Below are 21,150 nucleotides of genomic sequence, written 5' to 3'. Positions count from 1 at the left end.
GCTCCTCCCCCGTACGAAGGCGGCGGCACCCCGGATTCCCCCGGGGTGCCGCCGCCTTCGGCGTGTGCGGCCCGCAGGCGTTCTCATCCAGCTCTCATCGCAGCCTTAACTCCTCATCACACCCGCTCCGTAGCTTCGCGCCATGTTCTTCACCTACCTCCGGCGCGAGCTGCGCCGCCGCAGAAAGGCGGCGCTCGTCGTCGCCTCGGGGCTCGCCCTCGGCATTGCGCTGGTCATCATCGTCAGCTCGGTCTCCTCGGGCATGAGCAAGGCCCAGGACAAGGTCCTCCAGTCGCTGTACGGCCTGGGTACGGACATGACGGTGACCAAGGCCGCCGCCGCCCCGGGTTCCGGCACCGAACGGCCCCGGTTCGAGTTCGACGCCAAGGACGACGACGACGCGACCCAGAGCACCGACCGCGTCATGGTCCAGGGCTTCCAGACACTGGCCTCCACCACCGTCGACAAGGTCGGCAAGCAGGACGGCGTCGCGGACGCCGTCGGCGGGCTGAGCCTGACCGTCATGAAGGTCGACGGCCAGTTCAAGCGCGGTGAGTTCAAGCAGTCCCCCGAGGACGGGGCAGCGGCCCAGGGCGGTCCCCGCGGCGGCGGCAGCGGCCAGCCGCAGGGTGAGGTCCAGGGCGGCGGCGCCTCCTTCGACGTCAACTCCTTCACCGTGTACGGCACCGACGTCACCCAGCAGGACCTCGGCCCGCTGACCTCCTCCAAGATCACCAAGGGCCGTACGTTCAAGGCCACCGAGACCGACGCCGAGGTCGCGGTCGTCGACGCCGCGTACGCCAAGGAGAAGAAGCTCGCGGTCGACAAGACCGTCACGATCTCCGGCACGAAGTACACGATCGTCGGAGTCTCGACGGCGGACAGCGGCGATGCGGCCGCCAACGTCTACGTCCCGCTGAAGCAGGCGCAGACGCTCGCCGACTCCAAGGACAAGATCACCACGGTCTACGTCAAGGCCGCCGGCTCGCAGGCGATCGACACCGTCAAGGCCGCCATCCAGAAGAACATCACCGGCACAACGGTCACCACGTCCGCCGACCTCGCCGACACGGTCTCGGGTTCCCTCTCCACCGCCTCCGACCTCGCCTCCAGCGTCGGCAAGTGGCTCTCCATCGCCGTCCTGGTCGCCGCCTTCCTCGTCGCCGGACTGCTCACCTCCTCGGCGGTCAGCCGCCGTGTACGGGAGTTCGGCACCCTCAAGGCGCTCGGCTGGAAGAGCGGACGCGTCACCCGCCAGGTCGTCGGCGAGGCCCTCGTCAACGGCCTCATGGGCGGTGTCCTCGGCATCGCCGTCGGGCTCGCCGGCGCGTACGCCGTGACCGCCATCAGCCCCACCCTCACCGCCCAGCTCGGCTCCTCGGGCGGCGGAGGCGGCATGGGCGGCGGCGGCCCGATGGGCGGCGGCGGTCCCGGCCGCCAGACCGCGGCCAAGACCCTCGACATCGCGCTGACCGCCCCGGTCTCCCTCACCACGATCCTGACCGCCGTCGCGCTGGCGGTGGCGGGAGGCCTCATCGCGGGCGCCTTCGGCGGCTGGCGGGCCTCCAGGCTGCGCCCGGCCGACGCCCTGCGCCGCGTCGCGTAACGCCGCCCCGCCCCTCCCCTCCGTACGTACAGCAGGAGTCCACACGTGTACCAGCTCAAGGGCGTCACCAAGCGCTACATGCGCGGCAAGAACCCCGTCGACGCACTCGCGGGCGTCGACCTGACCATCGAGGACGGCGGCAGGCTCGTCATCCAGGGTCCGACCGGCGGAGGCAAGTCCACGCTCCTCCAGATGCTCGGCGGGCTGGACAGACCCACCTCCGGCACCATCGAACTCGACGGCGTCGACCTGGCGAAGCTGCCCGAGTCCCGGCTCACCAAGGTGCGGGCGGAGTCCATCGGCTTCGTCTTCCAGAGCTTCAACCTGATCCCGACGCTCACCGCCCAGGAGAACGTCGAGACCGCGCTCGTCCCCCTCGGACTCGGCGCGAGGACCCGCCGGGAACGGGCCGCGGAAGCCCTCGACTCCGTCGGCCTCGGCGACCGTCCCACCCATCTGCCGGGCGAGATGTCCGGCGGCCAGCAGCAGCGCGTCGCGATCGCCAGGGCGCTCGTGAAGCGGCCCAAGGTGCTGCTCGCCGACGAACCCACGGGCAACCTCGACGAGTCCATGCGCGACGAGATCATGGAACTGCTCGACGGGCTGTGGAAGGAGCACGGGCTGACCTTCGTGATGGTCACCCACGACAGTTCCCTCGCCCGCAAGGCGCCCCGGGTGGCGACCATCCGCAAGGGCAGGGTGACGGTCACGGAGAACGCGGCGGCCTGAGGCCGGCGGGTACGCGGCGCTCCCCGCCCGACGGGTGGGAGGCGCCGCGTCACACCGACGCGTGCGCGGCGACGGACCTGAGGTAGGTCCGCAGGTCCCCGCGCCTCACCTGGCGCAGCCCCGCCACGTCGTCGTCGGCCATGCTGCCGGGCCGTGAGCCTTCGGGCTGCGGGACCCCTGGCTGCGCGATCCCGGGCTGCCCGTACGCGGGCCGTGGGACACCCGGCCGTCGGGCGCCGGGCCGGGCGGGGCGCAGCCGGTACCAGGGCTGCAGCGGAAGCCGGGCCAGCCCGTACAGCCAGCGCCTGATCAGCTGCCCCAGCCCCGGCCGGCGGGCGTCGGGCAGCCCGATCACCCGTACCCCCATGATCAGTTTGCCCGCGCTGGCCCGGACGGCCGCCGTCAGCAGCACCTGGTTGACGAAGGAGAGCGCGAGGGCGGGCAGGGCGGTCAGGACCACGGCCCGGCCCGTCTCGGCGGCGTGCACGTACGGCCGGGTCAGTAATCCGGCCGCCAGCAGGCAGAGATAGCAGTCGAGGGCGATCGCGAGATAGCGCCGCATGCCGTCGGCGCCGGACGGAAGGGAGGGCGGTGGTCGGAGCAGACCGTACGGCGGAGGGGGCATCGCACTGTCGCGCGAGCGGCATCTTTCCCCCAACACCCTTTGTCCATAAGGCTGTTGACTACCGGTAGCCTTCCGGGTCCCCCGTGGTGATGTCATGACGGCATCATGACCGATCGTCAGCCGGCGGGAGCTTCTCCTGCACCTCCGACTTACCACCGATGTTTGTTGGGCGTCCGCGCGAGCACGGTCAGCAGCCGCCCCCGGACAACCGGTAGCCGGAATCGAGCCGGTACACGCCGGCCCGAGGCACCGTGAGCCGTGTCCACGCGCCGTCCCGCCCCACGCACGCCCCGCCGTTCGCCCGCAGCCAGGGCGAGTACGCGATCCGTACCCGTACCGATCCCGCCGCCGGCATCCGCACCACCAGCGACGCCGCGTCCCCGCGCACCACCTCGCCCGGCGCCGACACCGGCCCTGCCGCCCCGCGGACCCGGTAGACCCGCCACCAGGTGTCCTGCCACACCGGTTCCAGCCAGTCCGCGCCGCGCCGGACGAGAGCCGCCTCCGCCTCGGCCGGACTGTCCGGCGTACCGCTGTGCAGCACCACCAGCCCGACGCCCCACCGGTCGAGCCAGCCGCGGTACGCCGCCGGTGCCAGGGTCCTCCCGTAGAACAGCCGGCCCCGCTCCACGTCCAGCTGGCGGTTCCAGCCGCGCGCCATCGTGACGTGCCCGGCGAGCAGGGCCGCCTCCCGGTGGTTGCGGGCCGGGACGACCTCCACCCGGGTGCGGTCCGCGCCGAGTGCGTGCAGCGCGGCGACGACACCGTCGGTGTGCACGGCCCAGGCAGGCACGGTGGTGGAGACCTCCAGATCGTCGTCGGTCTTGTTCACCACCCAGCCGGTGTTGACCACGAGGACCGTCGCGAGCACCGCTGTCCCCACCCGCCGCACCGCCACCGCCCGGCCCCCGGCGCCCGCGAGCAGTGCCGCGAGCAGCACGGGCGGACCGGCGAGTCCCACCAGCCGCTCCACGTTCGTCCCGACCGGCGAGGCGACACAGAAGGTCAGGACGACCCCGTGCGCGTACACCGCGGCCCCGAACCTGACCACCCGCCAGCCGCCCGTGCGCGGCGCGGCGAACCACACGGCCGCGCACGTTCCGAGCGGCATCCACAGCGCGTCCGCGCGCATGGGCTGCTCGCCCGTGAACGGGAACAGCGCCGTCGTCGCCGTGACCACCGCGACCGGCGCGGCCAGCAGCGCGAGCGCCCTGCGCACCTGCCCGTCCAGCCCGTACGCCGCACCCGCCACCACGAGGAACAACCCCGCCACCGGACTCGCCGCCGTCGCCAGCGCGGCACACCCCCCGGCGACGGCGGGGCGCCCCGTCACGCACACCAGCGCGGCCAGTCCGATCGCCGCGCCCAGCGCGAACGTCGTACGCCCGGAGCCGACGTTGCACCAGATACCGAACGACCCCAGCACCGCGGCCGCCACCGGCCACCGCGCCCCACCGCGCGCGCACAGCCGCCCCAGCGCCCACGACCCGCCCAGTCCCGCCGCCACGGAGACGGTCCGCACACCCAGGACGGCCATCAGATGCGGGGTGAGCACGCTGTAGCTGGCGGTGTGCATCCCGCCGTACCAGGAGAGGTTGTACGCCGACCAGGGATGGCGCCCCGCGAAGTCCGCCCACGCCAGCTGCGCCGCGAGGTCCCCGCCGCCGGTGGACAGGAACGCGGCCCACACCACGTACAGCGGCACGACCGCCAGCGTCGCCACGAGCGGCACCCGCCACGCCGTACGCCGGCCGGCCACCGGACCCGGGCTCGAACTGCCGCGCGGCCGCGGGATCTTCGCGGACGGCCGGCCGGGAACTTGCGTATGCGTACGAACACGTTCAGTGATCCCCACGCGCACACCCTACGGCGGGGCGGGGCACCCCTTCGGCCCTCACGCTCCCGCCCGGGAGGCTGTGAGCTTCGCCACCGTACGGGTCGTCATACGGACGATCGTGGTCAGTATGGAGGCGGCTCCGGGCTTCTCCGGGGCCACGCTGGGACAATCGCCCGGTGCGACGGTCCTCCCCCGACCGGTGGCGCTTCCAGGGACAGGGAGCGCCGTCGCGCACGAGCCCACCCATGGAAGGTCTTGATCAGATGCCCGCCACCTCCGGCTCCGCAAGCCCGCACACCGCCGCCACCCGCGTCATCGAACCGCTCTACGCGGAGGTTCTGCGACGCAACCAGGGTGAGAAGGAGTTCCACCAGGCGGTACGCGAGGTCCTCGAAACCCTGGGTCCGGTGCTGGCGCAGCGGCCGGAGCTGGTCGACGCCCGGATCATCGAGCGGATCTGCGAGCCCGAGCGCCAGCTCATCTTCCGGGTCCCGTGGTCGGACGACTCCGGCGACATCCACGTCAACCGCGGTTTCCGCGTCGAGTTCTCCAGTGCCCTCGGCCCGTACAAGGGCGGACTGCGCTTCCACCCGTCGGTCAACCTGGGCATCGTGAAGTTCCTCGGCTTCGAGCAGATCTTCAAGAACGCCCTCACGGGCATGCCGATCGGCGGCGGCAAGGGCGGCGCGGACTTCGACCCGAAGGGCCGCTCCGATGCCGAGATCATGCGGTTCTGCCAGTCCTTCATGACGGAACTCCACCGCCATCTCGGTGAGTACACCGACGTACCCGCCGGTGACATCGGCGTCGGCGGCCGCGAGATCGGCTACCTCTTCGGCCAGTACAAGCGCATCACCAACCGCTACGAGTCCGGCGTGCTCACCGGCAAGGGCCTGGGCTGGGGCGGCGCCCAGGCCCGCACCGAGGCGACCGGCTACGGCTGTGTCCTGTTCACCGCCGAAATGCTCCGCAGCCGCGGCGAATCCCTCGACGGCCAGCGCATCGCCGTCTCGGGTTCGGGGAACGTGGCCATCTACGCGATCGAGAAGGCCCAGCAGTTCGGCGCGACCGTCGTGACGTGCTCCGACTCGGGCGGCTACGTGGTCGACGAGAAGGGCATCGACCTCGACCTCCTCAAGGAGGTCAAGGAAGCAGGGCGCGGCAGGGTCTCCGACTACGCCGAGCGCCGCGGCGAGCACGCCCGCTACGTCCCGGGTACGGGTGTCTGGAACGTCCCCGTGGACGTAGCCCTGCCCTGCGCCACCCAGAACGAGCTCGACGAGACCGACGCGCTCGCCCTCGTACGCCACGGTGTGAAGGCGGTCGCGGAGGGCGCGAACATGCCCACCACCCCCGAAGCCGTCCGCATCCTCCAGGACGCGGGTGTCGCCTTCGCCCCCGGCAAGGCGGCCAACGCGGGCGGCGTGGCCACCAGCGCGCTGGAGATGCAGCAGAACGCCTCCCGCGACTCCTGGACCTTCGCCCACACGGAGGAGCGCCTCGCGGAGATCATGCGCCACATCCACGACGCCTGCTACACGACGGCCGAGCGCTACGGCAGCCCCGGCAACTACGTGGTGGGCGCGAACATCGCAGGCTTCGAACTGGTCGCCGACGCGATGCTTGCGCAGGGCCTGATCTGATCCGAAGGCCCCACGTGGCAACGGTCCGGGGTGCGGCGCGTGTCCCGGGCCGCCCCGCCCCGGCGCGGGGGCTTCGTGATCATCCTGTGCTCGCGCAGGAGCACCTGCTCCGAGAAGAATGCCTGTTCGGAGCAGGTGCAAGGGGTGGGGAAACGTGGAGACTGCAAGACGCTGGGGGGCCGTGCTCGCGCTGACCTCGGCGCTCGTCGGCACAGCCGCGTGCGGCGCTGACAACGAAGCGGAAGCCGGGGAGTCCGTCTACGGCCTGCCCCTGGCCGAGCAGTTCCACGCGGCGACCGAAGCGACGCGGAAGGCCGGCACGGCCGCCTTCGTCTCGACCCTCACGTACGGGACGACGACCGGCGACGCCGAACAGGTCACCGAGGGAAGCCTGGACTACACCGAGGGGACCTCGCTCGCCACCGTCAGCCTCACGGTGGACCGGCGCTTCCACCGGACCGCCGCCCAGTTCGTCGGGGAGCCGGGGACGACCGTCGAGCAGACCCTTGCCACCGACGGCGACGACGTCTACGTACGGCGCGGCGCCTCCGCCTGGCTGCGCTACACCCCTGAGGCGATCACGGGACTGGGCGAGTCCACCCGGGCGGTGGCCGCGCACGCCGCGGGCGACGTGGCACCGTACAGCGGCACCCTCGCCGACCTCGTCCCCCGTACGATCCCCCGTCAGGAACCCGAGCGGCAGAAGGACGGCAGCCGCGTCTACCGGGTGACCGTACTCGCCGAGATCGCGTCGGAAATACTGCCCCCGGAACTCCGGACCGCCGGGGGCGACCCGGTGGAACTGACGGTGCGGCTCGATTCCGAAGGCAGGCTCACCGAGGTGACCGCCGATTTCGGGCCCGTACTCGTCGGCCTGCACGAGGAGAACGCTCCCACCGGAAGCATCAGGACCCTGCGAGCGACCTACGAACTCGGCGCGTTCGGCGATCCGGTCCGGCACAGGAAGCCGGGCAGGGGCGTCGAGGACGCACTGAAGACGCTGGCCCCCGTGGGCGGACTGAAGGCGGGACAGTGCGCCGCCACGGACACGGGACTCGGCAGCAACGGGGTCGTACGTCCCGTCGACTGCGCGGAGAGCCACGACATGCGGGTGCTCGCGCAGACCGAGGTGGACCGGACCTTCCCCGGGGACCGGGCGGAGAAGAACGGGAACGAATACGCCGACGAGCAGTGCCGGCGCGCGTACGACAAGGCCCCGGCCGCATGGCTGCGCGGCGCCGTTCGCAAGGACGGCTTCTCGTACACCGGCTCCTCCGACACCACGGTCTCGGTGGGTGCGGGAAAGACCGAGACGTCGGTGACCGGCGCCTACACCTGCTACGTCGTCACGTCCTGACCGGCGCCGCGCCGGAAGTACTCCGCGCAGCCCGTGTTCAGCACGAGCACCACCGCGAGGACCGCGGCCGCCACCGGATGCCCCGTCCCGTACACGGCTGCCGCCGCACCGCCGAGCACCAGCGTCTTCACCGCCAGGACTCCCGCGAGCGGCAGCCGGATCCGGGCGCGAGGTGCCGCGAAGAGTCCCCACAGGGCGACGGCCGCCGCAGGTGTGCCGAGCCCCAGCAGTATCGAGGCCGGCCGGCCGTCCACGGCCGTGAAGCCCCACCAGGACAGACAGCCGATCGCCACAAGTTCGAGGACGAAGGCGAGCACCTCGTTCGCGGCGACCCACGGACGGCCCTGCAGAGTGGTGAGGTGGCTACGGTCGTTGCTCGCCGTCATCGGATCCGAACTCCCCTTCGATCGAGGTCTTTTGCGTGCAAGGGTGCCACGTGCCCGTGCCGTCTCAGGAGCCTTCGGCCATGCGTGCCCCTGGCTGCCGCCCGGCCGGGGCCAGGAAGGACGTCCGGGGCAGCGCGGCGTCGGCGGAACGGGGCGACTCGGCGGTGGCCGGATCGGTCGTGGTGAACATCGACGGGCTCCCGCCCCCGCCGTCCCAGGTGTTGCCCTCGGAACGTGCGGAGTCCGCCAGTACCGGTTCCGGTCCCTCGGTGTTGCCCACAGCCGCGTTCGCGCTCAGCACGGCGGACGAGCTGGCCAGGTAGAAGCCGGTTCCGTTGCGGAAGGCGGTGTTGCGGGTGAGGCGGATGGCGCCCGGGTTGCCCTCGTCGTTGAAGCCGAGCCCGGCGTTGTCCCAGGCGGCGTCGTCGGTGAGCACGTGCGCCACCGAGGCGGTGGTACGGCCCCCGCCGAGCGTGAAACCGTTGCCGTTGCGGTAGGACCAGGTGCTCTCCACGGTCACCGGGGTGGTGAAGCCGCCGAGGTCGATGCCGTCGGCCCCGTTGTCGAAGGCGCGGCAGCCCCGGACCACGTTGCCGCCGCCGGAGCCGAACTTGACCGCCAGGCCGACGCCTCCCCCCGGCTTCGGCCCGTTGGAGTGGAAGTCGCTGTCGAGCACGCTGTTGCCCTCGGTCCCGGCGTCCCGCAGGGTGAGTCCGGACTCGGCGTTGTCGTGCAGGGAGAGCCCCCGGAAGACGGTGTCCCGGCAGCCCCGGCAGACGTACGCGTGACTTCCCGAGCCCCGGATCTCCAGCCCCTGCACGGTCCAGTGATCCGCCTGCTGGGTGATCGCCCAGGTGTCCGCGGGTACGCCGGACGCGTCGATCACCGGCCGTTCGCCCCGGATGTTGCTGAGTGTGATGCGGCGGCCGGCGGTGCCGTCCGTGCCGATGTCCACTCCCTCCTCCGGCCGGTACGTGCCGCCGCGCATGGCGATCGTCTGTCCGGGCCGGACCACCGACACCGCTTTGCCGAGCGTGGCGAAGGGGCGCGCCCGGCTGCCGTCGCCCGAGTCCGAGCCGCCGGGTGCGAGATAGATGTCGGCGCCGGTCACACCGATCGCTCCCGAAGCCTTCCGCGCAGCGGCTGACGTCGTCGGGACCGCGGCAGGCGAGGCGGACGCGGAACGCGCCGGGGCCGGACGGGAAGATGCCGGGTTCGCCGGCTGCGCGGGACGGCTCGCGGCCGGTGGTGCCGCCTGCGGAGAGGGTGCGGGTGAGTGCCACACCGGGTAGGTCAGGGCCCCGGTGACGACCGCCAGCACCGCGGCGGAGGCCGTGACCGACTTCGCCGTGAGGTGGTGCAGATACCCGCGGACCCCGTCGGCCGCCGTCTGCCCGATCACGGAGGCGGTCTCCACGCTCAGCCGCACTCCGTCCAGCAGACCTCCCGGTATCGGTACGAGTCCCAGCCCGGGCAGCAGCTTCTCCGGCGCGACCAGCCCCGACCCCTCCGCCCCGCACTGCGGGCAGCCCCGCACATGGCGGGTCAGCCTCTTGCGCCAGAGGGCACCGGTGCTGCCGTCCCAGCCCCGCGCGGCGTCCGTCAGTCCGGGGCAGCGGGGCGTTGTGCCCAGCGCGCGGACGACCGTGCGCGCGGCCTCCAGCTGGACCTTCATGCGCCGTACCCTGACCGCGGTGTGCCGGGCGTCCAGGCCGATGGCACGGGCGACCTCGGCCCTGGTGAGGCGGCCGGTCTCCTCCTCCCACCACAGGGCGAGCAGTCGGCGGTCGTCCGCGTCCAGCCAGCGGGCGGCACGGGCCAGGTCCCGGCGCTGGCCGGTGAGTTCCAGCTCGGCGACGGTGCGCTCGGCGAAGTCGGTGAGCGGGTCGGCGACCTCCTCCACCTCGTGCCGGTGGAACCGGTCGCGGGCCGTGCGCCGCTGGTGCTGCTGGATCTCCCGGTACGCGATGGCCACGGCCCAGGAGCGGAAACGCTCGGGCTCGCGCAGCGACGGCAGGGCGCGGACGATCCGCAGCATCACGTCCTGCACCAGGTCGTCGACGTCGGGGTGGCCGTTGAGGGCCCGCCCGACGATTCCGTATACCAACGGCAGGTGGACGCCGAGCAGTTCGTCCATCGCCCCGGTGTCGCCGCCCCTGGCCCTGTGCACCAGGGCCGGAATGTCGCGCACCGTAGCGCCGGTCCCGCTGTCCGTCATCCCGTCACGACTCCCTCTTCCGCTTCGGGGCCGGTCACCGGACGGCCCCGAACAAGCGGCCGACAGGGCCCCGGAGTCACGCATCGTGGCACAACGTCACTGACCCGTAAAGAAGTTGCCGCTTCCACCACAAGCGGACCCGGGCAACTTCCGCCTCCCGGAACCCGGAGAAGTTTCTTGCGGGTTTTCTGTCATCCCCCTCCGTTTCGCGCATCTACCTGGGCACTGCGGCTCCACAGCACCGCAGCAACCGTCCATCTGGAGGAGCGAACGATGTCCGAGAAACCGAACAAGATCCGGCGCGCCCTGGCACTCGCGTTACCCGCGGCCCTGCTCGTGGCCGGTGGTCTGGTGTCGTCGGCGGGTGCGGCGGAGGTGCCGTCGGCGGGGGGTGTCTATCAGCTGGTGGTGAAGAAGAGCGGTAAGTGCGTGGACGTGCCTGCGGCGTCGACGGCGAATGGTGCGTTGTTGCAGCAGTGGGGTTGTACGGAGGGGGCTGCGTGGCAGCAGTTCACGCTGACCGCGGACGGGTCGGGGCGGTACCGGCTGGTGAACAGGCAGAGCGGTAAGTGCGTGGATGTGCCCGACTATTCGACGGTGAGCGGGGTGCAGCTCCAGCAGTGGGGGTGTGCCGGGCAGACGAACCAGCAGTGGACGCTGACCCCGAGCGGTACGGGGACGTACCAGATCGTGAACGTCAACAGCGGTCTGTGCATGAGTGACAAGGGCGCGTCCACGGCCAGTGGTGCCGCGATCATCCAGGAGACCTGCACCGCCAACAGCAACAAGCAGTGGGCCTTCCAGCCCGTCGGCGGTTCCTCCGCCCCGACCACCGTCGCGGCCGACGGCACCGGCACCTACCGGACGGTCCAGGCCGCGGTGAACGCCGTGGGCACCGGCAACGCGAGCCGCGTCACCATCACCATCAAGCCCGGCACCTACCGCGAGCAGGTGACCGTCCCCGCCGACAAGCCCTTCGTGACCCTCAAGGGCACCGGCGACTCGGCGGACGACGTGGTCGTCATCGGTAACCGCAACGCCGGTGACTACGGCACCGCGGGATCGGCCACCGTCGTCGCGCGCGGCCATGACTTCCAGGCACTCAACCTGACGATGGCGAACGACTTCGACGAGAACAGCTCCGACACCGGTGACCAGGCGCTCGCCCTCTACCTCGACGCCGACCGCGCCGTCCTCGACGACGTCAGGCTGCTCGGCGACCAGGACACCTTCCTGGTGAACAACAGCGCCCGCGCCTACGTGGTGGATTCCTACGTCGAAGGCACGGTGGACTTCATCTACGGCGGTGGCACCGCCGTGTTCCACACCTCCACCATCCACGAGAAGCGCAGCACCGGCGGCCCGATCACCGCCGCGAGCACACCTGCGGACAAGACGTACGGATTCCTGTTCTACCGGTCCACCGTGACCGGTGCCGTGGCGAACACCACCCAGCTGGGCCGCCCCTGGCGCGCCGACGCGCAGGTCCTCTACCGCGAGAGCTCGATCTCCTCGGCGCTCGCCACCGCGCAGCCGTGGACGGACATGTCGTCCAACTCGTGGAAGAACGCCAGGTTCTCCGAGTACCGCAACACCGGAGCCGGCGCCACGGTCAACGGCAACCGCCCACATCTGACGGACGCCCAGGCCGCGAACTACACGCCGCAGAAGTACCTGGCCGGCACGGACGGCTGGAACCCGGTGCGCTGACCGTCCGCCACATCCGGACGCATTCCGAACCATCCCCGTTCGAGAGGAACGAAAGCATGAGCAAGCACAGGAACAGGCAAAGGAAGCTGGGGCTGGGAGCCCTGGTGACAGCGCTTCTACTGACCGTCGGAGGAGCCCTCACCGGTGGTCTGGTGTCGTCGGCGGGTGCGGCGGAGGTGCCGTCGGCGGGGGGTGTCTATCAGCTGGTGGTGAAGAAGAGCGGTAAGTGCGTGGACGTGCCTGCGGCGTCGACGGCGAATGGTGCGTTGTTGCAGCAGTGGGGTTGTACGGAGGGGGCTGCGTGGCAGCAGTTCACGCTGACCGCGGACGGGTCGGGGCGGTACCGGCTGGTGAACAGGCAGAGCGGTAAGTGCGTGGATGTGCCCGACTATTCGACGGTGAGCGGGGTGCAGCTCCAGCAGTGGGGGTGTGCCGGGCAGACGAACCAGCAGTGGACGCTGACCCCGAGCGGTACGGGGACGTACCAGATCGTGAACGTCAACAGCGGTCTGTGCATGAGTGACAAGGGCGCGTCCACGGCCAGTGGTGCCGCGATCATCCAGGAGACCTGCACCGCCAACAGCAACAAGCAGTGGGCCTTCCAGCCCGTGTCCGGGGGCCGCACCTGGTCCGACAAGGCCGACGGCTTCGCCGCCACCGGTGGCGGCACCACCGGCGGGGCGGCCGGGGCCACCGTCACCGTCACGAACTTCGCCGACCTGGTGAAGTACGCCACCGCTGCGGAGCCCTACGTCATCAAGGTGGCGTCCGCGATCACGGTCTCCCCGTACGGGCACGAGATACCCGTGAAGTCCGACAAGACCCTCATCGGCGTCGGCACCTCCGGGCAGATCGTCGGCGGCGGCTTCTTCCTCGGCACCGGCGTCCACAACGTCATCATCCGCAACCTCACCATCCGCGACACCCGGATGGCCGCGGACGATCCCGATGACAAGGACTACGACTACGACGGCATCCAGATGGACACCGCGGACCACATCTGGATCGACCACAACCGCATCGAGCGGATGAACGACGGCCTCATCGACAGCCGCAAGGACACCAGCTACCTGACCGTCTCCTGGAACGTCATGGGCGAACAGAACAAGGCCTTCGGCATCGGCTGGACGGAGAACGTCACCGCCCGCATGACCATCCATCACAACTGGATACACGACACCAACCAGCGCAACCCCAGCATCGACAACGTCGCGTACGCCCACCTCTACAACAACTACATGCAGAACGTGTCGTCCTACGGCAACCTCTCGCGCGGCGCCTCGAAGACCGTCATCGAGAACACCTACTTCCAGAACGTCGCGAACCCCTACTACAACGACACCTCGGCGGCGTCCCTGACCCAGACGGGCAGTATCTGCGTGTCGTGCACCGGCAAGCAGCAGACCAACGGGACCACCTTCAAGCCGGGAGACCACTACAGCTACACGCTCGACCCGGCCGCGGACGTCCCCGCCCTGCTCCGGCAGTACGCCGGCCCGCAGAGCACCATCGGCGGCTGAACCGTCGCCGGCGGGCGCCCCGCCCGCCGACGGCCTGCCCGGTACGGAACAGACCGTGTCCCGTACCGGGCCCACGGCCCGTCGGCGAGGTCCGGTGTTCACCGCGGCCGGTGGCCGGCGAACTCAGGCGTGTGAGGTCGTCCCCGCCAGGTCGACCGCTTCGAGCTGTTCGCGACGCGTCCGCTCGGCCCCCCACACCCCGAGCGGCGCAAGGGCCTGATTGAGCGTGTGCCCGTACTCGGTCAGGGAGTACTCGACGCGTGGCGGCACCTCGGCGTACACCTTCCGGTTCACGAGGTCGTCCTCCTCCATCTCCCTCAGGTGCTGCGTCAGCATCTTCTCGCTCACTCCCGGCAGACCGCGGCGCAGCTCACCGAAGCGGCGTACGCGGTGGGCGTCGAGTTCCCAGAGGATCAGCCCCTTCCACTTGCCGCTCACCACATCGAGCGCAGCGTCGATGCCGCAGATGTAAGGCCCGCATCTCGGCGCCTTGGCCATCGTGGTCCCCTTACTAAAAGGTAAGTACCGCAGTAAATAGTGGGTACTTCCGAGAGTAGTGACGCCCGCCGAGCATGGAGGGGTGAACGAACCACAGAACCTCACCACCAGTCAGGGCAGCGGCGCCACCACCGTGATCGGGCTCGGCCCGATGGGCCGGGCGATGGCCCTTGCGCTCCTCACCGCCGGCCACCGGGTCACCGTCTGGAACCGCACCGCCGGCCGGGCGGACGGCGTCGTCGGAGACGGAGCGGTGCTCGCGGCGACACCCGGCGAGGCCGTCGAGGCGAGTGACCTCGTGCTCCTCAGCCTCACCGACTACCAGGCGATGTACGACGTCCTCGGCGGTGTCACCGGATCGCTCGCCGGCCGGACGCTGGTCAACCTGAGCTCCGACACCCCCGAGCGCACACGCGAGGCGGCCGCCTGGGCGGCGGGCCACGGGGCCACCTTCCTCACCGGAGGTGTCATGGTCCCCGCGCCGATGGTCGGCACCGAAGCCGCCTACGTCTACTACAGCGGCCCCGGCCGGGCGATGCGTACCCACGAGCCGGTCCTGGCGCTGCTCGGCACACCCAGGTATCTGGGCGAGGACCCCGGCCTCGCCCAGCTGATGTACCAGGCCCAGCTCACCGTGTTCCTCACCACCCTGTCCGGGCTGATGCACGCCACCGCGATGCTGGGGGCCGCAGGGATGAAGGCCAGGGAAACGCTGCCGGAGCTGCTTTCCACCGCCGACTCGACCAGCGACATCCTGCGGGCCGGTGAGGAGAACCCCGGTGCCGCGCTGGACGCCGGAGAGCACCCCGGCGACCTCAGCACGGTCACCATGATGGGCGCGACGTCCGATCACATCGTCGAGACCGGCAGGGCACTCGGCCTGGACCTCGCGCTCCCGCTGGCGGTGCAGTCCCACTACCGGCGCGCGATCGACGACGGGCACGGCGGCGACAACTGGACGCGCATCATCGACGGCATCCGCGCGCCGCGCTGACCGGCCCCGGCCCCGGAACGCATCCGCGCGCCCCAGGAGGAAGAGCGTTCTGCCGACAGCAGATCCGCCCGGCGCGGAGCGGTTCCCCCGCCCGCGCCGGGCGCAGCGCTCCTAGGCTGGGGGGATGAGCAGCCACGCGCAGAATCGAGCCCGTGTCATCCCCCTGCGTCCCGTCCCCGCGACACCGGGCCCCGCGCCCGCCGCCAGAGAGCCGCTCTGGCGGGACGTCGTCGGGGACGTCCTGCGCCGCGAGCGGCTCGCCCAGGGCCGGACGCTCAAGGACGTGGCCGAGGACGCCCGGATCTCCATGCCGTACCTCTCCGAGATCGAGCGCGGCCGCAAGGAGGCCTCGTCGGAGGTCCTCGGGGCGGCGGCCCGCTCGCTCGGACTCGGACTGGCCGATGTGCTGACCCTGGCCCAGGGAGAGCTCGCGCGCCGCAGCACGGCCTCCAGGATGTCCCCGGCCCGTACCTCCATGGGCGAGGTGCGACTGGCCGCCTGACGCAGCCTCAGGCGAAGGCCGGGACCCGGCGGCTGAGGACCTCGTCCGCGAGGCCGTAGGTCACCGCCTCCTGCGCGGTGAAGATCCTGTCCCTGTCGGTGTCGGCCCGCAGGGTCGCGAGGTCGTGGGGGGTGTGGCGGGCCAGGACCTCCTCGACCTGTGAGCGGATCCGCAGCATCTCCTTGGCGTGCAGCCGGAGGTCGGAGACCGTCCCCTGCTGCCCGCCGCTGGCCGGCTGGCCCAGCAGCACGCGGGAGTGCTCCAGGACGAACCGGCGGCCCGGGTCGCCGCCGGCCAGGAGCACGGCCGCGGTCGAGGCGGCCTGGCCGACGCAGAACGTTGCGATGGGGGCCGAGACGAAGCTCATGGTGTCGTAGATCGCCATGAGCGAAGTGAAGGAGCCCCCGGGTGAGTTGAGGTAGACCGCGATCTCGGCCCCGGGGCTCGACGACTCCAGGTGGAGCAACTGGGCGATGACGACGTTCGCGACCCCGTCGTCGATCTCCGTACCGATGAAGATGATCCGCTCGGACAGGAGCCTGCTGAAGACGTCGTAGGACCGTTCCCCCTGCGGGGTGCGCTCGACGACGTTCGGAATCGTGTACTGGCTCATGTCAGAGTCCCATCCGTCGTCGCGAACCGGCCGGGCGCACGTCGTCGAGCGACTCGACGACGTGATCGACCATCCCGTACGCCTTCGCCTGCCCGGCCGTGAACCACCGGTCCCGGTCGCCGTCCTGGGAGATCGTCTCCGCGGACTGCCCGGTGTGCGCCGCCGTGATCCGCTCGACGGCCTGCTTCGTGAATTCGAGGTTCTCGGCCTGGATCGCGATGTCGGAGGCCGTGCCGCCGATGCCGGCCGAGGGCTGGTGCATCATGATCCGCGCGTTCGGCAGGGCGAACCGCTTGCCCTCGGTCCCGACGGTGAGCAGGAACTGCCCCATCGACGCCGCGAACCCCATGGCGAGGGTGGAGACGTCGTTCGGGATGAGCTGCATCGTGTCGTAGATGGCCAGCCCGGCCGTCACGGATCCGCCGGGACTGTTGATGTAGAGGCTGATGTCGGTGCGCGGGTCCTCGGCGGACAGCAGCAGCAACTGCGCACAGACCCGGTTGGCGGAGACCTCGTCCACCTGGGTCCCCAGGAAGACGATCCGCTGGGCGAGGAGCTGCGCCGCGAGGTGGTCGTCGAACCGCGTCGGCGGTGTCTCCTCGTCGGCGGCGCGTGGACGGGCAGCGAAGTGGGGCGACATCGGACCTCCCGGTGGTGGGGCGGCCGGATCAGCCGCGCTCCCTCCACTCTTGGCCCGCCCGGGCGCCCACGTCACCGATCTCTGCCCGCGGCAGATTCGCCGCGGGCAGAGGCGGCCGGCTACTTCACCGTGACCGCGTCACCGGTGGAGACGACCTTCATGGTCGTCGTCGTGCCGAGGAACGCCCAGCGCCAGCTGCCCGACGCCGAGGCCTTCACGGTCGTCTTGAGACGTCCCGCGCTGTCCGTGGTCGCCGTCTTGACCGTGTGGTACGAGCCGCCGGGTGTCTTGTACTGCAGCTTCACCACCTGCTTGGTGTACCCGTGGTACTTCCGGTCCGTCCAGTTGGCCCGGGACAGCTTGCCGGTGACGGTGAGCGTGCCGCCCTTCTTCACCGGCTCGGGAGCGGCGTCCGTCGTCAGCGTCGCCGCGCGCTTCATCTTGAACGTGGCGATGCGGTCGGAGATCCAGTAGTCCTTGTCGTTGGCCCGGACCGTGGCGTTGACCTGCCAGGTCCCGGCCACCGCGTTGGCGTCCCAGCCCTCGTTGCCGCTCCCGTAGGAGTCGATCCACGACGGGTCGATCTCCATCGTCGCGGTGCACACGGACGTCGTGGAGCTGCTCTTCTTGCACGATGTGCCCAGGTACGACACCGGCCCGTAGCCGTTGGACGTGTTGAACGCGGACACGTCCGTCACGTCCCTCACGCCCGAGTTGTCCTTGATCGTCATGACGATCGGGAACCGCTTCACGTTCGTGACGCCGACGATCACACTGCCGCCCCCGTTCACGACCGTCTTGACGACCCGGATGTCGCCCCGGCCCTCGGCGTGTGCGGCCGGAGCCGTCACTACCGCGGCGCCCACGGCCGCCACCGCCGCGAGTGCGGCGATACCTCTGCGCATGTCCCACCCCTGTTGTTCCCCCGCCCGCAGCCGGGCGGGGGAACAGAGTAGCGATCACGCGATCATGGAGGCGCCCGGACTCCCGTCCGCGGACTCCGTGCGGCAGGCGGGGCTCAGCCCTCCGTCGGCGCCGGCGCGATGCCCGTCGGGCAGGCGCGGCCCCAGTTCGTCTCGGAGGGGGACTCCAGCGTGGCGCCCGTACCGCCGATGCCGCAGTAGCCGTCCGGGTTCTTGTCCAGGTACTGCTGGTGGTACGGCTCCGCCGGCCACAGCGTGCGGCCCTCGGCGGGCAGGATCTCCGTGGTGATCTCGCCGAAGCCCGCACCGGTGAGGACCCGCTGGTACGCCTCGCGGGACGCTGCCGCGCCCTCCGCCTGCTCCGCGGTGTGGGTGTAGACCGCCGAGCGGTACTGCGTGCCCACGTCGTTGCCCTGGCGGAAGCCCTGGGTCGGGTTGTGGGACTCCCAGAAGAGCTTCAGCAGCTCCGCGTAACCCACGACCGTCGGGTCGAAGACGACACGAACCGCTTCCGTGTGGCCCGTCAGGCCCGAGCAGACCTCTTCGTACGCCGGGTTCTCCGTGGAGCCGCCCTGGTAGCCGACGAGGGTCGTCCACACGCCCTCGGTCTGCCAGAACTTGCGCTCGGCACCCCAGAAACAGCCCAGCGCGAAGTCCGCGACCTCCAGACCCTCCGGGTACGGGCCGGTCAGCGGATTGCCGAGGACCGTGTGGCGGGACGGGACCGTGAATTCGGGGACCGGGCGGCCGCGCAGGGCCTCCTCGGGGGTGGGGAGCTGCGGGGTGCGGTGGTTCAGGAACATGCGGGGGCTCCTCCGGGGTCGGTGTTCAGTGCGTACAACGCCACGGGGGCACCGTGGATTCCGGCGCCCCCTGCCCGTCGGCGGCTACTGCGGCAGCGTCGCCGGGCTGCCGCCGTTCGCCTCGTACCCGGCGACGGCCAGCGCCCGGTACACCGTGTACTCGGCGGCCGGATCGGAGTCCTGGATCCAGGGCAGCGCGCCCACGTGGCCGTCGATGTGGACGAGCTGGTGGATCGCCTCCGACCACCGCTCCATGCGGACGAGGAAGAAGACCAGCAGGTGCCGGACATGGGCGAGCACCGGATCGTCGGCGCGCGCGGCGTGCACCGCGAACATCGCGCCCCCGACCGCCTTCGTCACGACGGCTCCCCGGTAGAAGCCCTGCACGAGATTGACCTCCGGCAGGTTCTCGTACAGCGCGAACAGCGGCAGCGCGGCCAGCAGCGAGCCCTGCGGGGCGCGGGCGGCGGCGGCGGTGGCGAAGCGGTCGACGAGCTCGGCCGAGCCGTGCCATTTCTCGCACCAGTAGTGCAGGGCGGCGATGTGCGCACCCATGTGGGCGGGGGCACGGTCGATGACCTTCGCCCACAGCTGGTCGAACTGCTCGTGGGAGTAGCCCAGTCCACGGGCGACGGCCAGTTCCACGATGTACGGGACGGGGTCGCCCGGTGCCAGCAGGGCCGCCTCACCGCAGACCGTGTGCGCCTCCTCCAGGATGATCCGGAAGTCGTCGGTGCCCACCGCGGCGGTACGCCACGCCTGCTGCACCAGGAACTCGGCGTGCACCGCCGCGCCGCCCGCGTCCTTCGGGGCCTCGGCCCGCCACTTCCGCAACCACGCCCCGCCCTCACCGGGCCGCTGCGCCAGCTCCAGCGAAGCCGCACCGGCGAAGGCCTGGACCCGCTGCCAGCGGATCTCGCTCTCCTTGGGCGTGCCCGCGAGGAGCTGGGAGGCGGCCCGCCACTCCTGAGTGCCCTGCACGACGGCCAGGACGTCGAGAAGGTCCTGGTCGGGCCCGGGCATCCGGATGTCCAGTTCCTCCTGGCGCACGAATCCGTAGTTCTCCGGGTCGGCCGCGTCCGGGGAACCGGGCGCGACCTGCCGGATACCGCCGCGGCGGCGCAGCATGATCGGGCCGACGATCACGGCGAGCATGCACAGGGCGAGCAGGAACCACAGAATCTCCATGGCTCCATTGTCCCTTGACGGCGCAGCGGCCGGTAAGTGCCCTCTTGACGAACTACGCTCGGTCCCCATGAGCGACCAGCACAGCTTCGAGACCCTTGCGATCCACGCCGGCAACACGGCGGATCCCCTCACCGGCGCCGTGGTCCCGCCGATCTACCAGGTGTCCACGTACAAGCAGGACGGCGTCGGCGGGCTGCGCGGCGGCTACGAGTACAGCCGCAGCGCCAACCCCACCCGTACCGCCCTGGAGGAGAACCTGGCGGCCCTGGAGGGCGGCCGGCGCGGGCTCGCCTTCGCGTCCGGCCTCGCCGCGGAGGACTGCCTCCTGCGCACGCTGCTCACGCCCGGCGACCACGTGATCATCCCGAACGACGCCTACGGCGGTACGTTCCGGCTGTTCGCGAAGGTGGCCTCGCGCTGGGGCGTGGAGTTCTCGGTGGCCGACACCTCCGACGTGTCGGCGGTCCGGGCGGCGATCACCGCCCGTACCAAGGCGATCTGGGTGGAGACGCCGTCCAACCCGCTGCTCGGCATCACGGACATCGCGGCCGTCGCCGGTGTGGCCCGGCAGGCGGGCGTGCGGCTCGTCGTCGACAACACCTTCGCCAGCCCCTACCTCCAGCAGCCGCTCGCGCTCGGCGCGGACGTCGTCGTGCACTCGACCACCAAGTACATGGGCGGGCACTCGGACGTCGTCGGCGGCGCGCTCGTCGTCAGCGACCCCGAGCTGGCCGAGGAGCTCGCGTACCACCAGAACGCGATGGGCGCCGTGGCCGGGCCGTTCGACGCCTGGCTGGTGCTGCGCGGCATCAAGACCCTCGCGGTCCGCATGGACCGCCACGACGAGAACGCCACCAAGGTCGCCGACCTGCTGACCCGCCACCCCAAGGTGACCAAGGTCCTGTACCCGGGGCTGCCGGAGCACCCGGGGCACGAGATCGCCGCCAAGCAGATGAAGGCGTTCGGCGGGATGGTGTCCTTCCGCGTCGCGGGCGGCGAGGAGGCGGCGGTCGAGGTCTGCAACCGCGCCAAGCTGTTCACGCTCGGTGAGTCGCTCGGCGGTGTCGAGTCGCTGCTGGAGCACCCGGGCCGTATGACCCACGCATCGGCCGCGGGCTCCCCGCTGGAGGTGCCCGCCGACCTGGTACGGCTGTCCGTCGGCATCGAGAACGCCGACGACCTGCTGGCCGACCTCACACAGGCGCTCGGCTAGGACCTCCCGTCCGGGTCGGGCTCGCGGCCCGGCCCGGACAGCGGAACCCCGGAGACGCGTCCGTCCGGCGGCCGTGAGCTAGGCCCGGCCCCGGTCGGCTCCGCTGGGAGACACCCGCCTTCGCGTCCTCCAAAGAGGCCCCGGT

Annotated in this window: 19 protein-coding genes; 9 read left to right on the top strand and 10 right to left on the bottom strand. The window is 71.1% G+C overall.

What is annotated here, in order from left to right; translation table 11 throughout:
* The first annotated feature begins 142 nt into the window (after positions 1 to 142).
* Together ACFW9O_RS02625 and ACFW9O_RS02620 are read left to right on the top strand one after the other, a co-directional pair.
* On the top strand, positions 143 to 1,606 hold the full coding sequence (locus ACFW9O_RS02625; protein ID WP_384604207.1) for an ABC transporter permease: 1,464 nt from the start codon (positions 143 to 145) through the stop codon (positions 1,604 to 1,606).
* A gap of 45 nt (positions 1,607 to 1,651) precedes the next feature.
* Positions 1,652 to 2,335, top strand: coding sequence for an ABC transporter ATP-binding protein (locus tag ACFW9O_RS02620; protein ID WP_351179017.1), 684 nt, complete (start codon positions 1,652 to 1,654; stop codon positions 2,333 to 2,335).
* A gap of 49 nt (positions 2,336 to 2,384) precedes the next feature.
* Here the strand turns inward: ACFW9O_RS02620 and ACFW9O_RS02615 are convergent, their stop codons facing one another.
* Entirely contained in the window at positions 2,385 to 2,897 is a 513-nt protein-coding gene (locus ACFW9O_RS02615) for an RDD family protein (protein WP_384604204.1), read from the bottom strand.
* Positions 2,898 to 3,147: 250 nt separating this feature from the next.
* Positions 3,148 to 4,692 carry a hypothetical protein gene (locus ACFW9O_RS02610; RefSeq protein WP_384605232.1) on the bottom strand — a complete coding sequence of 515 codons (1,545 nt, stop codon included), beginning with the start codon at positions 4,690 to 4,692 and terminating at the stop codon, positions 3,148 to 3,150.
* Positions 4,693 to 5,060: 368 nt separating this feature from the next.
* Here ACFW9O_RS02610 and gdhA point away from each other — a divergent pair, with 368 nt between their 5' ends.
* Together gdhA and ACFW9O_RS02600 are read left to right on the top strand one after the other, a co-directional pair.
* Positions 5,061 to 6,440 carry an NADP-specific glutamate dehydrogenase gene (gene gdhA, locus ACFW9O_RS02605; RefSeq protein ID WP_384604202.1) on the top strand — a complete coding sequence of 460 codons (1,380 nt, stop codon included), beginning with the start codon at positions 5,061 to 5,063 and terminating at the stop codon, positions 6,438 to 6,440.
* A 154-nt stretch (positions 6,441 to 6,594) separates the two neighbouring features.
* Positions 6,595 to 7,797, top strand: coding sequence for a septum formation family protein (locus ACFW9O_RS02600; RefSeq protein WP_384604199.1), 1,203 nt, complete (start codon positions 6,595 to 6,597; stop codon positions 7,795 to 7,797).
* Here ACFW9O_RS02600 and ACFW9O_RS02595 read toward each other — a convergent pair.
* Together ACFW9O_RS02595 and ACFW9O_RS02590 are read right to left on the bottom strand one after the other, a co-directional pair.
* Entirely contained in the window at positions 7,779 to 8,183 is a 405-nt protein-coding gene (locus ACFW9O_RS02595) for a YrdB family protein (RefSeq protein ID WP_384604196.1), read from the bottom strand. The two genes, ACFW9O_RS02600 and ACFW9O_RS02595, sit on opposite strands and share 19 nt — an antisense overlap.
* 64 nt (positions 8,184 to 8,247) lie before the next feature.
* Positions 8,248 to 10,401, bottom strand: coding sequence for a sigma-70 family RNA polymerase sigma factor (locus tag ACFW9O_RS02590; RefSeq protein ID WP_384604193.1), 2,154 nt, complete (start codon positions 10,399 to 10,401; stop codon positions 8,248 to 8,250).
* 273 nt (positions 10,402 to 10,674) lie between these two features.
* Here ACFW9O_RS02590 and ACFW9O_RS02585 point away from each other — a divergent pair, with 273 nt between their 5' ends.
* Both ACFW9O_RS02585 and ACFW9O_RS02580 read left to right on the top strand, forming a co-directional pair.
* Positions 10,675 to 12,111, top strand: coding sequence for a pectinesterase family protein (locus tag ACFW9O_RS02585; RefSeq protein ID WP_384604192.1), 1,437 nt, complete (start codon positions 10,675 to 10,677; stop codon positions 12,109 to 12,111).
* A gap of 56 nt (positions 12,112 to 12,167) precedes the next feature.
* Positions 12,168 to 13,631, top strand: coding sequence for an RICIN domain-containing protein (locus tag ACFW9O_RS02580; RefSeq protein WP_384604190.1), 1,464 nt, complete (start codon positions 12,168 to 12,170; stop codon positions 13,629 to 13,631).
* Positions 13,632 to 13,754: 123 nt separating this feature from the next.
* Here ACFW9O_RS02580 and ACFW9O_RS02575 read toward each other — a convergent pair whose 3' ends face one another.
* A complete protein-coding gene (locus tag ACFW9O_RS02575; RefSeq protein ID WP_384604187.1) occupies positions 13,755 to 14,129 on the bottom strand; it encodes a winged helix-turn-helix transcriptional regulator in 375 nt (124 codons plus the stop codon).
* Between the two features lie 82 nt (positions 14,130 to 14,211).
* On the opposite strand from ACFW9O_RS02575, the gene ACFW9O_RS02570 reads away from it, so the two are divergent.
* Together ACFW9O_RS02570 and ACFW9O_RS02565 are read left to right on the top strand one after the other, a co-directional pair.
* On the top strand, positions 14,212 to 15,123 hold the full coding sequence (locus ACFW9O_RS02570) for an NAD(P)-dependent oxidoreductase (RefSeq protein ID WP_384604185.1): 912 nt from the start codon (positions 14,212 to 14,214) through the stop codon (positions 15,121 to 15,123).
* Between the two features lie 124 nt (positions 15,124 to 15,247).
* Complete coding sequence (locus ACFW9O_RS02565; protein ID WP_384604182.1) at positions 15,248 to 15,625, top strand: helix-turn-helix domain-containing protein; 378 nt, start codon at positions 15,248 to 15,250, stop codon at positions 15,623 to 15,625.
* 7 nt (positions 15,626 to 15,632) lie between these two features.
* Here ACFW9O_RS02565 and ACFW9O_RS02560 read toward each other — a convergent pair whose 3' ends face one another.
* From ACFW9O_RS02560 to ACFW9O_RS02540, 5 genes are all read right to left on the bottom strand, one after another.
* Positions 15,633 to 16,238, bottom strand: a complete 606-nt coding sequence (locus tag ACFW9O_RS02560) for a ClpP family protease (RefSeq protein ID WP_384604180.1) — start codon at positions 16,236 to 16,238, stop codon at positions 15,633 to 15,635.
* Between the two features lies 1 nt (position 16,239).
* A complete protein-coding gene (locus tag ACFW9O_RS02555; RefSeq protein ID WP_351179050.1) occupies positions 16,240 to 16,878 on the bottom strand; it encodes an ATP-dependent Clp protease proteolytic subunit in 639 nt (212 codons plus the stop codon).
* A gap of 119 nt (positions 16,879 to 16,997) precedes the next feature.
* The gene (locus ACFW9O_RS02550; RefSeq protein ID WP_384604177.1) at positions 16,998 to 17,783 is read right to left on the bottom strand and encodes a hypothetical protein; all 786 of its coding nucleotides are present in this window, start codon (positions 17,781 to 17,783) and stop codon (positions 16,998 to 17,000) included.
* Between the two features lie 113 nt (positions 17,784 to 17,896).
* On the bottom strand, positions 17,897 to 18,604 hold the full coding sequence (gene msrA / locus ACFW9O_RS02545) for a peptide-methionine (S)-S-oxide reductase MsrA (RefSeq protein WP_384604174.1): 708 nt from the start codon (positions 18,602 to 18,604) through the stop codon (positions 17,897 to 17,899).
* Between the two features lie 84 nt (positions 18,605 to 18,688).
* Entirely contained in the window at positions 18,689 to 19,792 is a 1,104-nt protein-coding gene (locus ACFW9O_RS02540) for a hypothetical protein (protein ID WP_384604171.1), read from the bottom strand.
* 67 nt (positions 19,793 to 19,859) lie between these two features.
* Here ACFW9O_RS02540 and ACFW9O_RS02535 point away from each other — a divergent pair, with 67 nt between their 5' ends.
* Positions 19,860 to 21,005, top strand: coding sequence for a cystathionine gamma-synthase (locus tag ACFW9O_RS02535; RefSeq protein WP_351182109.1), 1,146 nt, complete (start codon positions 19,860 to 19,862; stop codon positions 21,003 to 21,005).
* Positions 21,006 to 21,150: the final 145 nt, after the last annotated feature.

Source organism: Streptomyces sp. NPDC059499 (assembly GCF_042749285.1).
Taxonomy (GTDB): Bacteria; Actinomycetota; Actinomycetes; order Streptomycetales; family Streptomycetaceae; genus Streptomyces.
The sequence above is the reverse complement of the archived record's forward strand: the minus strand, read 5'-3'. Positions and strand labels throughout refer to the sequence as shown.

Bases quoted from the DNA above. Each gene is read 5' to 3' on its own strand.
- ACFW9O_RS02625 (WP_384604207.1), top strand. From the start codon at position 143: ATGTTCTTCACCTACCTCCGGCGCGAGCTGCGCCGCCGCAGAAAGGCG.
- ACFW9O_RS02615 (WP_384604204.1), bottom strand. From the start codon at position 2,897: ATGCGGCGCTATCTCGCGATCGCCCTCGACTGCTATCTCTGCCTGCTG.
- gdhA (WP_384604202.1), top strand. From the start codon at position 5,061: ATGCCCGCCACCTCCGGCTCCGCAAGCCCGCACACCGCCGCCACCCGC.
- ACFW9O_RS02595 (WP_384604196.1), bottom strand. From the start codon at position 8,183: ATGACGGCGAGCAACGACCGTAGCCACCTCACCACTCTGCAGGGCCGT.
- ACFW9O_RS02590 (WP_384604193.1), bottom strand. From the start codon at position 10,401: ATGACGGACAGCGGGACCGGCGCTACGGTGCGCGACATTCCGGCCCTG.
- ACFW9O_RS02585 (WP_384604192.1), top strand. From the start codon at position 10,675: ATGTCCGAGAAACCGAACAAGATCCGGCGCGCCCTGGCACTCGCGTTA.
- ACFW9O_RS02580 (WP_384604190.1), top strand. From the start codon at position 12,168: ATGAGCAAGCACAGGAACAGGCAAAGGAAGCTGGGGCTGGGAGCCCTG.
- ACFW9O_RS02575 (WP_384604187.1), bottom strand. From the start codon at position 14,129: ATGGCCAAGGCGCCGAGATGCGGGCCTTACATCTGCGGCATCGACGCT.
- ACFW9O_RS02565 (WP_384604182.1), top strand. From the start codon at position 15,248: ATGAGCAGCCACGCGCAGAATCGAGCCCGTGTCATCCCCCTGCGTCCC.
- ACFW9O_RS02560 (WP_384604180.1), bottom strand. From the start codon at position 16,238: ATGAGCCAGTACACGATTCCGAACGTCGTCGAGCGCACCCCGCAGGGG.
- ACFW9O_RS02555 (WP_351179050.1), bottom strand. From the start codon at position 16,878: ATGTCGCCCCACTTCGCTGCCCGTCCACGCGCCGCCGACGAGGAGACA.
- ACFW9O_RS02550 (WP_384604177.1), bottom strand. From the start codon at position 17,783: ATGCGCAGAGGTATCGCCGCACTCGCGGCGGTGGCGGCCGTGGGCGCC.
- msrA (WP_384604174.1), bottom strand. From the start codon at position 18,604: ATGTTCCTGAACCACCGCACCCCGCAGCTCCCCACCCCCGAGGAGGCC.
- ACFW9O_RS02540 (WP_384604171.1), bottom strand. From the start codon at position 19,792: ATGGAGATTCTGTGGTTCCTGCTCGCCCTGTGCATGCTCGCCGTGATC.
- ACFW9O_RS02535 (WP_351182109.1), top strand. From the start codon at position 19,860: ATGAGCGACCAGCACAGCTTCGAGACCCTTGCGATCCACGCCGGCAAC.